This is a genomic window from Enterococcus italicus DSM 15952 (assembly GCF_000185365.1).
In the GTDB taxonomy this organism is placed as follows: Bacteria; Bacillota; Bacilli; order Lactobacillales; family Enterococcaceae; genus Enterococcus_G; species Enterococcus_G italicus.
This window is the reverse complement of record NZ_GL622241.1, coordinates 913545-929443: the sequence shown is the minus strand read 5'-3', so window position 1 is coordinate 929443 and position 15899 is coordinate 913545. Positions and strand designations below refer to the sequence as shown.

General features: G+C 35.8%; 11 protein-coding genes and 2 pseudogenes. 5 read left to right on the top strand and 8 right to left on the bottom strand.

What is annotated here, in order from left to right:
• Window positions 1–101: 101 nt before the first annotated feature.
• The 6 genes from HMPREF9088_RS04350 to HMPREF9088_RS04325 all read right to left on the bottom strand — a co-directional run bounded on the left by HMPREF9088_RS04350 (window position 102) and on the right by HMPREF9088_RS04325 (window position 8904).
• Window positions 102–2228 carry a glycoside hydrolase family 3 N-terminal domain-containing protein gene (locus HMPREF9088_RS04350; protein WP_007207940.1) on the bottom strand — a complete coding sequence of 709 codons (2127 nt, stop codon included), beginning with the start codon at window positions 2226–2228 and terminating at the stop codon, window positions 102–104.
• On the bottom strand, window positions 2225–3664 hold the full coding sequence (locus tag HMPREF9088_RS04345) for a 6-phospho-beta-glucosidase (RefSeq protein WP_007207939.1): 1440 nt from the start codon (window positions 3662–3664) through the stop codon (window positions 2225–2227). Before HMPREF9088_RS04345 ends, HMPREF9088_RS04350 begins: the two co-directional genes overlap by 4 nt.
• A gap of 142 nt (window positions 3665–3806) precedes the next feature.
• Window positions 3807–4538, bottom strand: coding sequence for a MurR/RpiR family transcriptional regulator (locus HMPREF9088_RS04340; protein ID WP_007207938.1), 732 nt, complete (start codon window positions 4536–4538; stop codon window positions 3807–3809).
• A 24-nt stretch (window positions 4539–4562) separates the two neighbouring features.
• Entirely contained in the window at window positions 4563–5483 is a 921-nt protein-coding gene (locus HMPREF9088_RS04335) for an aldo/keto reductase (RefSeq protein WP_007207937.1), read from the bottom strand.
• 144 nt (window positions 5484–5627) lie between these two features.
• Window positions 5628–8501, bottom strand: coding sequence for a DEAD/DEAH box helicase (locus HMPREF9088_RS04330; protein ID WP_040366406.1), 2874 nt, complete (start codon window positions 8499–8501; stop codon window positions 5628–5630).
• Between the two features lies 1 nt (window position 8502).
• Complete coding sequence (locus tag HMPREF9088_RS04325; protein ID WP_007207935.1) at window positions 8503–8904, bottom strand: (deoxy)nucleoside triphosphate pyrophosphohydrolase; 402 nt, start codon at window positions 8902–8904, stop codon at window positions 8503–8505.
• Between the two features lie 291 nt (window positions 8905–9195).
• Here HMPREF9088_RS04325 and HMPREF9088_RS04320 point away from each other — a divergent pair, with 291 nt between their 5' ends.
• Entirely contained in the window at window positions 9196–9474 is a 279-nt protein-coding gene (locus HMPREF9088_RS04320) for a PTS sugar transporter subunit IIB (protein WP_007207934.1), read from the top strand.
• Between the two features lie 23 nt (window positions 9475–9497).
• Window positions 9498–10766 (top strand): PTS ascorbate transporter subunit IIC, encoded by a 1269-nt coding sequence (gene ulaA, locus HMPREF9088_RS04315; RefSeq protein WP_007207933.1) that lies wholly within the window; start codon window positions 9498–9500, stop codon window positions 10764–10766.
• A gap of 205 nt (window positions 10767–10971) precedes the next feature.
• Here the strand turns inward: ulaA and HMPREF9088_RS04310 are convergent.
• A pseudogene (locus tag HMPREF9088_RS04310) lies at window positions 10972–11331 on the bottom strand (transposase); the annotation flags it as partial.
• A gap of 186 nt (window positions 11332–11517) precedes the next feature.
• On the opposite strand from HMPREF9088_RS04310, the gene dld reads away from it, so the two are divergent.
• Together dld and HMPREF9088_RS12650 are read left to right on the top strand one after the other, a co-directional pair.
• A complete protein-coding gene (dld, locus tag HMPREF9088_RS04305; RefSeq protein WP_007207930.1) occupies window positions 11518–13197 on the top strand; it encodes a D-lactate dehydrogenase in 1680 nt (559 codons plus the stop codon).
• Between the two features lie 215 nt (window positions 13198–13412).
• Window positions 13413–13475: pseudogene (locus tag HMPREF9088_RS12650) on the top strand (helix-turn-helix domain-containing protein); the annotation flags it as partial.
• A 673-nt stretch (window positions 13476–14148) separates the two neighbouring features.
• Here the strand turns inward: HMPREF9088_RS12650 and HMPREF9088_RS04300 are convergent.
• On the bottom strand, window positions 14149–14628 hold the full coding sequence (locus HMPREF9088_RS04300) for an AAA family ATPase (RefSeq protein ID WP_007207929.1): 480 nt from the start codon (window positions 14626–14628) through the stop codon (window positions 14149–14151).
• A gap of 302 nt (window positions 14629–14930) precedes the next feature.
• Here HMPREF9088_RS04300 and HMPREF9088_RS04295 point away from each other — a divergent pair, with 302 nt between their 5' ends.
• Window positions 14931–15890, top strand: a complete 960-nt coding sequence (locus HMPREF9088_RS04295) for an IS30 family transposase (RefSeq protein WP_007207928.1) — start codon at window positions 14931–14933, stop codon at window positions 15888–15890.
• The last annotated feature ends 9 nt before the right edge of the window (window positions 15891–15899 follow it).

Below are 15899 nucleotides of genomic sequence, written 5' to 3'. Positions count from 1 at the left end.
TCTCGATCAATTTGGTTGTCGTTCCGTCAATTTGAAAGAGACAGTCAGGTTGGTACAAGTTGTACCAACCTGACTGAATTTTCTTTGCATGTCCTTGAATTCTATCCAACAAAACACGGGGCACTCCATACGATACGCTTACTACTTTCACCAATGAAAAAGGTCACTTTGCCAAGTTCAATTTGTTTGGTCAAATCAGCATGAACATATTGCAAATCTTTTTTATCAATAGTAAAGGTAACAATAACCTTTTGGTTGGGTTCTAATTTTACAACTTTCACATCTAGTAATTCAATCATCGGCCTTACCACTGTGGTCACTTCATCTCGCATATAAAGCTGCACAATTGAGTGTGTTTGAATATCTGTATCATTACTCACCGTCATTGTTAATCTAGTTGAGCATTCATCTGATAGCTGATTGGTCGATAGTTGAATATTCTTCCAACTTACTGTGGCATATTGCAATCCAAAACCAAATTCATAGAGAGGATCATTTGAACAATCCAAATATTTCGAAAGATATTTTTCTTGATAATTTGTTTGAGTAAGTGGTCGACCTGTCTCCATTTGTTGATATGTCAAAGGAAGCTGTCCTTCATTCTGTGGAAAGGACATCGGTAGTCTCCCTGAAAAATCAAAGTCTCCTGTTAGTAATTGTGCTAATATGTGTCCTGCCTCACTGCCTGGAAACCAAGCCATAACTAACCCATCAACTTTTGGTTCAATATCTGTTAAAACTAATGGTCGGCCGGCAAAAATTACCGCAATCGTTACTTTCCCCATTTTGTGAAGTTCATCTAACCATAATTGATCTTCGAAAGGCACTCTTAAATGAACCTTGCTAGCAGCTTCCCCAGTTTCTCCGCTCGTTTCACCTATTGCTACGATTATTTTGTCCGCTTCCTGAATAGCTTTCACTACTTCTGCATCTTGCAATCGTTCAGATGGTGTTCCTTTAATGAATGTCAATGTATCATTTCCACCATCGACCAATCCTTGTTTTAAAGAAATAGCCATCTCTTGTTTTCCAATCCATGACCAAGCTCCTAAAACATCTTGCGAATCGGCCTTTGATCCTAACAAAATAATTTTTTCATTTTTCTTGAGCGGTAATACTTGATGTTCGTTTTTTAATAAAACAGGTGTCCGAAGTGCTATTTCATTATTTACTTTTCTATATTCATTCGACTGTACACGACTATTCATTGAACGATATGGATTTTCAAATAAATTCAATTCATTTTTTACCGTTAAAATACGCCAAACCACTTGGTCCAATAACTCTTCCCAACCATTTTCACTTACTAAATGTTCTAAGTGTTCATGATAACAGTTGGACATCATTTCAATTTCTATTCCAGCTTGGAATGCAAGTTTAGCTGCCTCGCTACTATTCTCAGCTACACGATGGGCACAGAGTTCTTGGACAGCCCCCCAATCTGAAATGACAACCCCTTCAAATTTCAATAACTCTCGTAATACATGTTGAATAAGTGGGCGATTTGCGGTCATAGGTACACCAGATACGCTTTGAAAGGCCGTCATGACAAATTTTGCTCCCGCTTCGATTGCTTGTTGAAAAGCAGGTAGATAATTTTGATACAACTCAACATCCGATAAGTTGGCCTCATTGTAATCACGACCGCCTTTAGCAGCACCATATCCAACAAAATGTTTCACACAAGAGGCAATCTTATTGGGATCATTCAGACTTTCCCCTTGATAGCCACGAACATAGGCTGCGGTCAAGCGTGCTGCCAATCTGGGGTCCTCTCCACTACTTTCCAGCACTCTGCCCCATCTTGCATCGGTTACATGATCAGCCATAGGGGAAAATGTCACGTGAATTCCAGCGTCGGCTGCCTCTTTTGCCGAATAGTGAGCCATTTTTTCTACAACTTTCTCATCAAACGAAGCTGCTAATGCTAAAGGAATGGGAAAAATATGCTCATATCCATGGATGACGTCTGCCATAAAAAGTAGCGGTATTTTATGTTTACTACGTTGCAAATAATTTTTTTGAATCATTTCGACCTGTTCTCGAGTATGGGTACCTAGCACTGATCCAACTTGATACAATGTTCGCTTGTCTAAATTCCAAGCTTGAGCTGGTCCTGTCACTTCTCCCTCACTATCAAAAAAATCTGGTGTAATTTGAATTAATTGGCCAACTTTTTCTTCAATAGAAAGATTGTTCATAAGCTCTAACAAGTTTTTTTCATTCATTCAACAGATACCTCATTTTTTGCAATGATACCTTGATACCAAGCGAATGAGTCTTTTTTTAATCGTTTTAAACTTCCATTTCCCTGATTATCTTTATCAACATAAATAAAGCCATAGCGTTTTTCCATTTCTCCACTTCCAAAACTTACTATATCGATGATTCCCCATGGAGTATACCCCATTAAATCAACACCATCTTCTGAAATCGCAAGAGCCATTTGTTTGATATGTTCTTCTAAATAAGCAATTCGATATGGATCATGAATTTGATGATCTTCTAATTTATCATATGCTCCAAAGCCATTTTCAACGATAAATAATGGCAATTGATAGCGCTCATAAACCACATTAAGCGTATATCGTAAACCAACAGGGTCAATTTGCCATCCCCAGTCACTTGCTTGCACATAAGGATTATTGACCATTTTGGCATTTGGATAGTCAGGAATTGCTGCTCCTTTTGTTTCTGGTAAGGTAGTCACAGCTCCTGACATATAATAACTGAATCCAACATAATCAACCGTTCCTTCTTTTAAAGCATCCAGTTCTTCTTGCGAGTACTGGATTTTATAACCTTTCTTTTCCCAATCATTTACTGCATACGCTGGTATCTCACCACGTACATGAATATCACTATAAAAAAATCGGCGATCCATGACTTTTACGGAGGCCATCATATCATCTGGATGACAGCTATACGGATATACAGGAACATACGCCATCATGCAACCAATTTGAAAATCTGGATTAATTTTCTTTCCAAGCGCGACAACCTTTGCACTTGCTATCAATTCATTTAGTCCGGCTTGAAAAATTTTTTCCTCCTTATTGTCGGTTTCCTCTAGCAACACAGCTGAATTTGTCCAAGTATGTAAGTCATGTTGCCCATCTGCCTGATTATTAATTTCGTTAAACGTCATCCAATATTTCACCTTGTGCTTGTATCGTTTCATGACAGTCTCAGCATAATGAACAAAAAAGTCAATTAATTTTTTATTGGTAAATCCACCATATACTTCATATAAATGATAGGGAATTTCAAAATGTGACAAGGTGATGACAGGTTCAATGCCGTTCGCTAGCAGGGTATCAAATAATTGATCATAATAAGCAAGTCCGGCTTCATTAGGTTGTTCTTCATCACCATTCGGAAAGATTCTTGACCAGGCAATCGATGTTCGAAAAGCTTTCAAGCCAAGCTCTTTAAATAATTGGATATCCTCTTGATAGTGATGGTAAAAGTCAATAGCTTCATGATTTGGGTAGTATTCATTAGGAAGAATACCTTGGGTAATCTTACGAGCAATCCCATTTCCTCCAGCGGTCATCACATCAGCAATACTCACACCCTTGCCATCGACATCCCACGCACCCTCTACTTGGTGAGCAGCAACTGCCCCACCCCATAAAAATGAATCTGGAAATTTTATCTTCATACTTTACATCCTCTCAATTAATACTCATTTTCTTCACTATAGGTAATGAGAAGGCTTACTTCAATGTGTAACGCTCATTATGGTCGTTGTTCCATCAATTCGAAAAAAAAACCAGTATGGTACAACATGTACCATACTGGTTTCATTTTTCTATAGACAAACGATAATTTTCAGAGAGTGCTTCTACCAAAAAAACACTTGGCAATTGACTCGTCAAATCTTCATACTGATGAATTCGGTGGACAACTGTTTTATAATCTAAAACAATATCAGACATTTGAGCTAAAGTTGATGATTGGTCACCCGTAATTGAAACAACAAAAAAATCATCTTTGTTACAAAAGCCACTAACCATCTCCACCATTTCGGTCGTTCTTCCTGTTACAGATAAAACAATAATGACACTTTCACTCGTGTTTTCCAATTTTGCAAAAATTGGATAGGTTGGATCGACAAGTGCATAGGTGTTCAATCCCAATGTTGCAAACCGTCTTGCAGCATATTTACAAATGGTTCCAGATGCGCCTATTCCAAAGAAAATGACATTCTCAGCAGACATAAGTTTTTCAGAAACTGTCGTTAATTTTGTATCTAAATCCCGCGGAAAATTTTCTTCTTTTAGCAAATTAAATGTGCCAAACAATGATGATTTTTGACTAGTAGGGACCTTAAATTGCGTACGAAATTCCGTAAAACTCTGATAACCCAGTTTTCGAATAAAGCGCATGACTGACGAAGCAGAAGTATGCGATTCATTTGCTATATCTCTCACTCTCATATATGGAATTCGGTCACTCGAACTCGACATAAAGTGATAGATCGATCGATCAGTATCAGATAGTTGATTAAAATCTATGTTTCCAAAAAATGACACAACCACCCCTCCTTATACTACTTTTTAAGGCAAATCATTTCCGGCTGCAAAATACACATCGTACCATTCTTGTTTTGTTAGGGTAATCTCACTTCCAGCCGCACTATCTGCAATGCGCTCAGGGTTCATCGTTCCCAAAATCACTTGCATTTGTGCTGGATGCCGTAAAATCCATGCAGTCGCAATTGCATTTTTGGTCACATTGTATTTCTCTGCAAGAGTTTGCATGCACATGTTTAATTCAGGAAATTGTTCATTATCGATAAAAACACCTTCAAAAAAACCATATTGAAATGGTGACCACGCTTGAATCGTCACACCCTTACGCCGAGAAAATTCTAAAATGCCACCATCATGGTCAATCGACCGTGAATCGAGCATGTTAACATGCAATCCCGCATCAACCATTCCAGTGTGCATAATACTAAACTGCAACTGATTGATGACCAATTTTTGATGGACGGCCTCCTGTACCAACTTGTATTGTTCCGGATGAAAATTCGACACACCAAAGTGCCTTACCTTACCAGAAGTCTGTAATATATCAAATGTTTCTGCTATTTCATCCGGTTCCATCAATGGATCCGGACGATGAAGTAGATAACTGTCTAAATACTCAATGCCCATTCGTTGCAAAATTCCATCAACGGAAGCCAAAAGATGTTCCTTAGAAAAGTCAAACCGTTGACCAGGAACAATGCCCCCCTTGGATTGAATGAAGAGTTCCTCTCTTTTCACTGATCCTCGCTTCAATACTTCACCAAAAACTACTTCTGATTGACCATTACCATACATGTCTGCCGAATCGATAAAGTTAATACCTGCCTCCATGGCTGTTTGCACTGCTTTTTCTGCCTTTGTCACTTCTAAATTAGCCATCCGCATAATTCCTAAAGCCACTGCTGACGCCTGCCAGCTCGTTTGGCCAATTGCTCGTTTTAACATGTGAAAACCTCCTTGGGATACACACGAGAAATTCATGTGTTTGGTTATATGAAAAAGTATAGCATTGAATCACTACAAGAATACAATCTTTGTTCTTTTCGACATAAGATGAAAAACTAGTTTTATATGAAAAAATTGAACATTTTACTCCCCTGTTAAAAATTCGTACATATTTGGTTCAACAGTGTCCTTCAAATTGAATTCCATTTCAACTACATTTCTCTTTATCCCTTGCGTTGTCATTTTCTGTAATTGTCTAATTGTTTTAATATCTGGAGTCATTTCACCAAGATAATAAAAATCAATTTCATTATCTTTTTTACTATACCGACGCTTAACAAATAGATGAATATTCCAATCCTCACTTGATTTTAGTAACTTAACCTCTGGAGAATCAATAGTACGAGGTGACTTTGTAAACCATTTAAATCTTGTTGGATCTAAAAATTCATCTTCATATACCATCTGAGCAGCTTTAAAATCTTCTCCTTTGTCTAGCGTAATAAATATTACAAAGTGATTATTACTGTATGTGTATCCTCCGATGCTCTGCTCATTCTGGTTAAATACCATATTTAAAGCACGTAATGCATCTTTTCTACGATAACGTTTATAGAGAGTTAAAGCTTTTGTACTATCAAATTCCCATGCATTGTTTAATCCAACCATTAAAGTGTCTACTACTAATTTGAAGAAATATTCATGTTTCATCATATCTCTAAAACTATGTGTCATCTCTAATCTTGTTCCGTTAATTATAAACAACTGAATATTATCATAGTTCGCTCTAACCGTAGATACATAAAAAGATGAATCCAAAACTTTATAAATTGTTTCAAGCATACGCTCATTGTATTTTAAATTATTTCTATCTAGTAATTCAGTTATTTCTTCAAAAGCCATAGCTGATTTTCTTTTAGAAATAATCTCCAACATAATGACCAGTTCATGCGGTCTTACTCCACTAATGAATTCATTAGATAAAAATTTTAAAGCATTCTCTTCAGCCGAAGATAAAAGCGAATCATTTTCACGTAACTTTTTTAAAAAATGGTAATAGGTCTTCTCTCTACGAATTATAACGGATGGTTCGACACTCCCCATACGCTGAAAATCTTCTAAAAAAGGGGTATCATTCAACCGATTTTTCAAACGAAAATATTCATTTTTTATTTCTCCAAACGAATCTAATTTTGCTTGGTCAATCGACCGAAAAATACGTTCTTTAGCTACTCTTTCAAAATTCACCAGAGACAATCCTTTTATATAAGTCGAGTCGATTGTATCTCTTCGGACATTGTTTTTATTTCTAGAATTATCTCCAGATAACGCAATCGGAATCATATAATTATTTTTATAATTACCAATAAAATCAATAACCGTGACAAATTCTTTCGAACTATCTTTTCTAAGACCGCGTCCTAGTTGTTGAATAAATACGATACTCGATTCTGTACTTCTTAACATAACAATTTGATTTACTTTAGGAATATCAATTCCCTCATTAAAAACATCAACAGTGAATATATAGCTTATTTCACCATTTTCTAGACGTCTAATTTCATTTTCCCTAACGATAATGGAATCCTCGCCTGATAAATAAGAGCTTGCAATTCCATGAATATTAAACTGCATAGCTAGCTGTTTTGCTTCCTCTTTTCGACTACAAAAAACCAAACCTTTTGGAGTATTTCCAGAGCAACCATAGTAATTAAGTCTATTTATCAAAAACTGAACTCTTTGCTCATTGGTCAGCTGTGAAATAGTTGAGTTTTCATGAATAACACTGCCATCTTTTTCATAGTCTGTTACAGCAAAATAATGAAATGGGCATAAAAAATCTTCTTCTAAAGCTTCTTGTAGTCTAATTTCATAAGCAATATTGTAGTCAAATAACTCAAAAATATTAAATCCATCTGTTCTTTCTGGAGTTGCAGTCATGCCTAATAAAAATTGAGGATGAAAATAATCGATTATTTTATTATACGAAGCTGCACCTGCCTTATGAACTTCATCAATCAATATATAATCAAAAGCATTTTTTTCGAACAGCTTATAATAGTTTTCTTTGGAAATAGTTTGAATTGTAGCAAATAGATATTTAGCATCAATCTTTTTTTCAGTACCTGATAACATGCCAAAATCTGAGTCATTTCCCCCAATAATTTTTTTAAACGATTCCATAGATTTCTTCAATATTTGTTCTCTATGAACAACAAAAAGTACTCTATTCGGCTTTAATTGTGCTACATCAAAAGCTGCTAGATAAGTTTTACCAGTACCTGTAGCAGAAATAACCAATCCTTTTGTCGCTTTCTTTTCTTCTCTTAGTAAACGCAAATTTTCTAATGCTAGTTTTTGCATTTTATTTGGGAGAATATAATCAGATTCATCTTTCTCGTCAGCAACGATTAATTTTGCCGTATAACGGATATTCATTTCAGGATGAAAAGACCTTCTAAATCCCACTAACCAAGTGTCTGTTAGTTTCTCTGCTTGCTCCCATTCTTCGATCAAATGATTTTGAATAGTTGATAATAATTCACCATTATCATATGAATTTAGTTTTATATTCCACTCATAATTTATTTTTAATGCATTCATTGTTAAATTTGAACTTCCTATGATAAAGGTTTGATAGTCTTTCATATCAAATAAATATCCCTTGGAATGAAATCCTTGTTTCTTGGAAATTCGAACTTCTACGTTAGGAATTTGCATTAGCGATTGAAAAACATCTGGATTATTAAATCCTAAATATGTAGAAGTTAATATTCTTCCAGAAATACCCCTGCTTGCCAAATCAGCCATTTGTGTTTTTATAGCATCTAAACCTGCTTGAGTTATAAATGCAACAGAAATGAAAAAAGAAGAGCATTTAGTCAAATCATTTTGAAGAAGTGTTAAAAAGTAAGTATTTTTTTCAGGATCATTTATAATAAATTTCGGATTTAGTTTTTCACTGATCACTGACTTATCAACAAAAGCTTTTTGTAATGCATTAGTTAAAAAATCCATACTATCCAATTCCTTCATGTACTATTTTATTAACAGTTGGTAAATCAGCGGGTGCCCAATTTAGCTCTTTTATCTCTTTTGATGCCAACCATTTAATTGCAACGTGTTCCGTCAATTTAGGCTCTCCATGAATAAGGTGACAAACAAAAGTTGTGAGATTGACAACACCAAAATCGTATTCAAATTGGCAAAACGCAAACTCAGTATTTTCGATGGAAACAGAAATTTTTAATTCTTCTTTTAATTCCCTAGAAAGGGCTTCCATTTTCGTTTCACCAGTCTCTATCTTGCCACCGGGAAATTCCCATAAATGAGCCAAGTTTCTACCAGGTCCCCTTTGACAACATAGAATTTTATTATCTTTAACCAAAACAGCACCTACGACATTAATTTCCTTTTTCATCTTCTTGCAACGCCTCCATCGCCCATGTGTTTATCGCTTAAATTTTTCTACGTACTTTTTTACTTATAATAATTAGATCACACATATGGATTTGCTTCAAGATTTTCGTTACTATCATTTTGCTTTAGGCATCTCTTTTTCATTCGCTCTCCCTTAAGTTCACTTTTTGTTTTTCTCTTTTCAAAATAAGCACCAAATGTCCATTGTGAATTGAAAACGCATTCCCTAAAATAAAGGTGTGAGGAGGAAGTTGAATCCTCTACTGAAGATTGAAGAAAGGAGGAAAAGGAGATGCACAAAGCATTGGTAGCCTGCCGAGCAGGAGTGGGATCAAGTTTGATGCTCAAGATTAAAGTAAATGAAGTCGTGAAAGAAAATCAATATCCTATTCAAGTGGAACATTCATCATTGGATGGATTAAATGGATTCGACGGGGATATGGTGATTACGTTAATTGATGTCGCAGAAGAACTAGAACAAAAAGGGATTCCACAAAAAATTATTGGCATTCGTAATATAATGGACAAAAAAGAGATCAAAGAAAAATTAGATGCCGCATTACAGGGTTGATCAAAGAAAGGAGTAATTGATTCATGGCTTTTACAATTAGTTTTTTAAGCACTCCGGCAGTTTTACTCGGATTAGTGGCTTTTATTGGGTTACTAGCTCAAAAGAAAAAAGGCACTGAAGTAATGACTGGGACATTTAAAACAATCATCGGTTTTATGATTTTTAGTTCTGGTGGGTCCATCATGACTGGCGCACTACAAAACTTCAACACGATGTTCCAAAAAGGGTTCCATATTGTTGGGGTTGTTGCTTCACCTGAAGCAGCGACGGCCTTAGCCCAATCACAGTTTGCATTTGTTACAAGTTGTACGTTAATTTTAGGGTTCGTGATGAACTTAGTATTTGCTCGTATTACACCATTTAAGAATATTTTCTTCACAACTGGACATAGTTTATTCTTTGCGTGTGTACTTTCATTGATCTTAAAAGCGCACAAAATCGCAGATATTCCTGCAATTATCATTGGTGGCTTAATTTTAGGATTCGTATCAGCTGCACTTCCACAACTTTGTCAACCATTCATGCGAAAAATAACTGGTGGCGATGCGCAAGCAATCGGACACTTTAACATGGTTGGGTATGCATTGTCTGGTTACATTGGCAAAATTTTCAAAAAACACAAAGACAAAACAACAGAACATATTAATTTCCCTGGTTGGTTGTCTGTCTTCCGTGATTTCTTAATGGGCGTAGCTATTGTTATGTTAGTTCTTTTTTACGTATCTGCACTTAAAGCTGGTCCTGCTGAAGTGAAAAAGCTAGCAGGTAGCACTCATTGGTTAGTGTTCCCTCTAATTCAAGCCTTTACGTTCACAGCCGGTATGTCTATCTTGATGACAGGGGTTCGGATGTTCTTATCAGAAATCACTTCCGCTTTTGTAGCTGTTTCTGAAAAATTTATTCCAAATTCTCGTCCAGCATTGGACGTACCAACTGTATTCCCTTACGCTCCAACTGCTGTTATCGTTGGTTTCATCTCATCTTATGCAGCTGGCTTGTTAGGTGTATTAATAATGGTTCTTTTCAAATTCCCAGTAGTCATCATTCCAGCAGCCCACATTTGCTTCTTCTCAGGTGGTACAGCGGGCGTATTTGGTAATTCAACTGGTGGTTGGCGTGGTGCTGTCGCAGGATCATTTGCTGTTGGTTTATTACTAGCATTCTTACCAGTGCTTCTTTACCCAGTGTACGGTTCACTTGGTATCCAAGGGTCAACTTTCCCGAACATCGACTACAACGTCATCGGTAACTTATTAAATGGTATTCTAAATATATTCCATATTGGCGGTTAAATTTTTCCAACAATGGATTTTAGGAAAAGAAGTGTACCCCGCTTCTTTTCCTTTTTTCTTATTGTCTTTAGACCCGGTTGAGCTCGCAACTCGTGCGAAACAAAAAACCACCTGCTATGCGGGTGGAAGATAAAAAGTTATACAAAAAAATCTCTTCTTAAGCGTTAAAATATAGTTGTTCAGGCCATATTGTTAACGAAAGGAAGCCATGTTCAGGCAAATCATTTAAAGAAAACTCAATTTCCCCTTGATTTAACCAATTATAAATTGATTTAGTCGCTAGTTTAAATTCGTGAGCTATCATTTCTGGTGACCAACTTAGCCGTAAATGGTTTAAAATTATTTGCCTTAATTTGTCATTCAATTTAGTCTTTCGGCCACATCGTGACCGCTTGTATTCGGCATCTGTTTGGGCCACTTCGGCCTGGTAAGGTTCACATCGAGCTAATTCATAAGAAATTGTGGCAGGTGATCGTTTTAGGCGATTGCTCATTTGGATATTGGACAGGCCTAGTTCACAAAAGGTTTCGATTTTAATTCGTTCAGAATAGGTTATACTAGACAAAAGATCAGCTCCTAAAAGATGTGTTTGTGGTAAACACCATTTTAAGGGAAGCTGATCTTTTTTGTCCGAACAGCGTCGGATTAATTTTACAATCTATCTATTAACCAAAATATCAAAAAAAGCGTATCATTGAGAGCGTAATGATTAAAACGTTTTTTACAAACGTTATAGAGGGGAGAAGTTAATATGGACTTAGTCGAAGAACTAGTCAATGTTGTTGGTAAAAAAAATGTTATTACTAACAAAGCAAAATCTTTACGTTTTAGGAAAGGGTACCGCTCAGGTGAGGGCGATGCAGTTGCAGTCGTATTTCCAACCACTTTAATGGCAATGTGGCGTGTGCTTAATGTTTTGCATGATAATAATATTATCATTATTATGCAAGCAGCCAACACTAGTTTGACTGAGGGATCCGTACCAGCCCCAGGTTATGACCGTTCTGCAGTTGTTGTGAACGGCATGAAAATTAAAGATTTACAGTTAATCAATAATGGGGAACAAGTACTAGCATTCCCCGGTACGACACTGTTTCACTTAGAAAATGAATTGCGACCACTTAAACGTGAACCACATTCAGTCATTGGCTCATCTAATTTGGGTGCATCGGTCATTGGTGGTATTAACAACAATTCTGGTGGTGCTTTGATCAGAAGAGGTCCAGCTTATACAGAGCTATCATTGTATGTTTGGATTGATGAACATGACGAAATGCACTTAGTTAACCATTTAGGCATTGATTTGGGCAAAACGCCCGAAGAGATTATTACTAATTTGCAGAACCGCAATTTTGATTTGAATCAAGTACCAGCTACTAAACATCATGGTTCAATGTTCCATCATGAACAGGTTGTGCGTGACGTTGAATCTGATAAGCCTATTCGATACAATGCAAATCCTAAACAATTGTATGAAGTATCTGGATCGTCCGGTCACGTTGCGGCATTGGCTGTCCGCTTAGATACATTCCCAATGGATAAAAAAACACAAACGTTTTACATTGGAACGAATAATCCCGATGAGTTGGAAGATATTCGTCGCCATATTATGACGACATTCAAAGAATTGCCTGTTTCTGGTGAATATATGCATAAAAATGCTTATAAATTAGCCAAGAAATATGGTAAAGACTCACTAATTGTGATTGAAAAAATTGGTACGGGTCATTTGCCCCAAATGTTTGCGCTAAAAGCATGGGGCGAACGCTTTTTGAAGCACATTCCGTTTTTCAAACCTTATTTCCCAGATCGTTTGCTTCAAACATTAAGTAATTTATTTCCTAATCAAATGCCAAAGCGGTTAGATGATTATTACGAAAAGTACGACCATTACCTACAATTGAAAATGGCTGGTAATGGTATTGAAGAAGCGCGAGAGTATCTCAAATCTTATTTTGACAAAGCCAGTGGCGACTACTTTGAAGCCGATGCCAATGAGACCAGTAAAGCGGAAACTCACCGCTATGTAACAGCTGGGGTTGCGATTCGATATCAAGAATTAAAACAGGATAGTATTGACATTTTGCCACTAGATATCGCGTTGGCAAGTAATGATTATAATTGGTTCGAGCATTTGCCTAAAGAGATTGAAGACAAAATAGAACACAAAATTTATTATGGTCACTTACTTGATCACGTTATGCACCAGGATTATATTCTAAAACCTGGCGTCGATGCGCATGAACTTAAAAAAGAAATGCTTAAAATTTTGGATGAGCGTCACGCTGTTTATCCAGCCGAACACAATGTTGGGCATCTATATTTGGCAGCACCGGCCTTAATCAAGCACTATAAGAAAAATGATCCAACTAATAGTTTCAACCCTGGCGTTGGTAAACAAACAATGTCTAAATATTGGGGCGAATACTAAAATAAAAAGTTTGTTAAAAAATAACCGTTATCGTCATTTGTCGATTCATCGGTTATTTTTTTTATTAGGGACTATGTAATGTGAATGTTTTATTTTTAGGTAGATTGTAAAATTGATAGATTGTAAAATTTAAGTTGAACATATTAGTGGACAGAAAAACCCATAAAGGTCTTTAATGGTGTCATCACAACATTCCACTAGAAAGAAGGACCTTTATGGGCACCACTATTTTATCATTTGAAGACCGCGTTGTCATCGAAACACTTCATCATGAAAGGTAGATTGTAAAATTAATCCGACGCTGTTCGGACAATTTTGGGGCCTATGATATTTGGTGTTGATAGATAAAATTCATCAACACTATTCTTATACTTAAACACCAAATATCATAGAACCATAATTAACAGAGCAAATCAGGTCACAACTTAAGAGTATTGACTATGCTTCCGAGGTCCAGTAAAATCAAGGTGTCATTTTTATATTTAATTGGCACAGTTTTTTCTAATTATTTGTTATATTCATAGTCAACTATAGCTACAAAAGCAACTAATTTTGGAGATAGATTGAGATATTTAAAAATCTATCATGAAAAATTAGTTGCTTTTGTCACTTAGCGCTGAAAATTTATGCCATTTATCTAGAAAAATGACAAGCATAACAAACAAATATGAAAAAAATTAGAAGGTAGTAAAGGTTCTGCCGTCTTTTGCTTTGCTTCCGTTCTTAATGTGTTTCGTTATGGTCGCTCTACATAATTTTTCATTTATTACACACTCGTTTATTGTTTGGTACTCCTTTACATTGCTATTGATCAATTGATTAACATACTCAAACTTATGTGAAGAGCAAGGGCCACAGAATCGATTCTGCGGCCCTTAGATTTGTTTTACCATATAAATATCTACTTTATTTAAAATTTATCGGGATTAACCTAGATCACGTTATGTTGAGTTATAAATTATTGTTATTTAATCCAACACGGTTATAAATTTCATCCACTATATCATTTGCTATTTTATCTGTAGAGATTACAAAATCGCTACTTTTCATAATCAATTGTTCGAATTCTCTTTTGTCATTTTTTATTTTTTCCCAATCATGATTGCTTTTCCCAAAGGAATTATTCTCTCTAGATAAAATGCGCTCATGCATTATTTCTATCGGTGCAGTGAGCGTAATAATAAAGTCTAGATATGGATAGATTTCTTTTTGATTAATAGTTGTTCCGGAAAAGAAAATATCTTCATCGTTATACTTCTGTATATAGTTAATGATTCTATTTGTATCCATTTTACGATCATTACTCATATCATCCATATGAATCCAACCATCATAATCTAAATCTATACTATGGCTATAGGATTTACTTATTTGTTTGAGAATAGTTGATTTCCCAACTCCAGACATCCCAGTTAATAACACTTTTACCATATCTCTACCTCCAACTAATTTTTATATGATCATACCAATTTTGAATACTTATTACCAAAAATTCATCAAATTTTTTTAAAGGAATAACCAGTTAACATAATCTCGATAAGTTGTACTAAAACTCTTTTTTTCTAATCCTAATAGGATTACAATAATATAACCCTATATTTGATATTTTAATTTAAATTGTTCTGGATTTTTTTTATTACGTCGATTGTAAAATTAAGCTAGACAACTAAGAAGATCATTTGTGCTACACTCAAAATAGTTCCGACCAAAGAATTAATAAGGAGTGAGTACAAATGACCTACACCCATCTTACAACAGACGAACTAGTAATCATAGAGTCTTATTTCAAAAATAATCAATCCGTTGCCAAAACTGCGCAATGCTTAGGACGTGCGCGACAAACGATTCATAACGTGTATCAATTTTTGAAAACTGGTGCTACGATACTGAACTACTATCAACAATACAAAGAAAACAAAAAACGCTGCGGTAGACGCTCGATTGCTTTACCAGAGGAACAAAAAGAATATGTTCAAAAGAGGGTTGTTCAAGGGTGGACACCGGATATGATTGTCGGCCGCTCGGAAATGAAACTTGATTGTTCAGTCCGTACACTGTATCGAATGTTTCAAACTGGCGCATTTAATGTGCGTGATTTGCCTATGAAAGGCAAACGAAAACCAAATGGACACCAAGAAAAACGTGGGAAACAAGCTTTTCGGCGTAGTATACATGAGCGAATCAAGGAGCATCCAAAATTTGAAAACGAATTTGGCCATCTTGAAGGAGACACTATTGTCGGTCGAAAACACAAAAGTGCTGTTATTACATTGGTGGAACGTTTGTCAAAAGTGATTATTACATTGAAGCCAGCCGGTAGACAGGCAATGGACATTGAAAATCGAATTAATCATTGGTTTCAAACGGTTCCTAAACATCTGTTTAAATCAATTACGTTTGACTGTGGGAAAGAATTTTCAAATTGGAAAGCTATGGGAAATCAAAATGATATTGATATTTATTTTGCGGATCCAGGCACCCCGTCACAATGCGCTCTAAATGAACATTCAAATGGATTATTACGTTGTGATGGATTAGTTAAAGCCATGGACTTCAATGAAGTATCAGAATCATTTATTCAAGCTGTTGCTTCCAAACGAAATCACATCCCAAGAAAATCTCTAAAGTATCAAACACCGATGGAAATATTTTTGAGAAATATAAAACCAGATGATTTGTCTAACTTAATTTGACAAATGAAA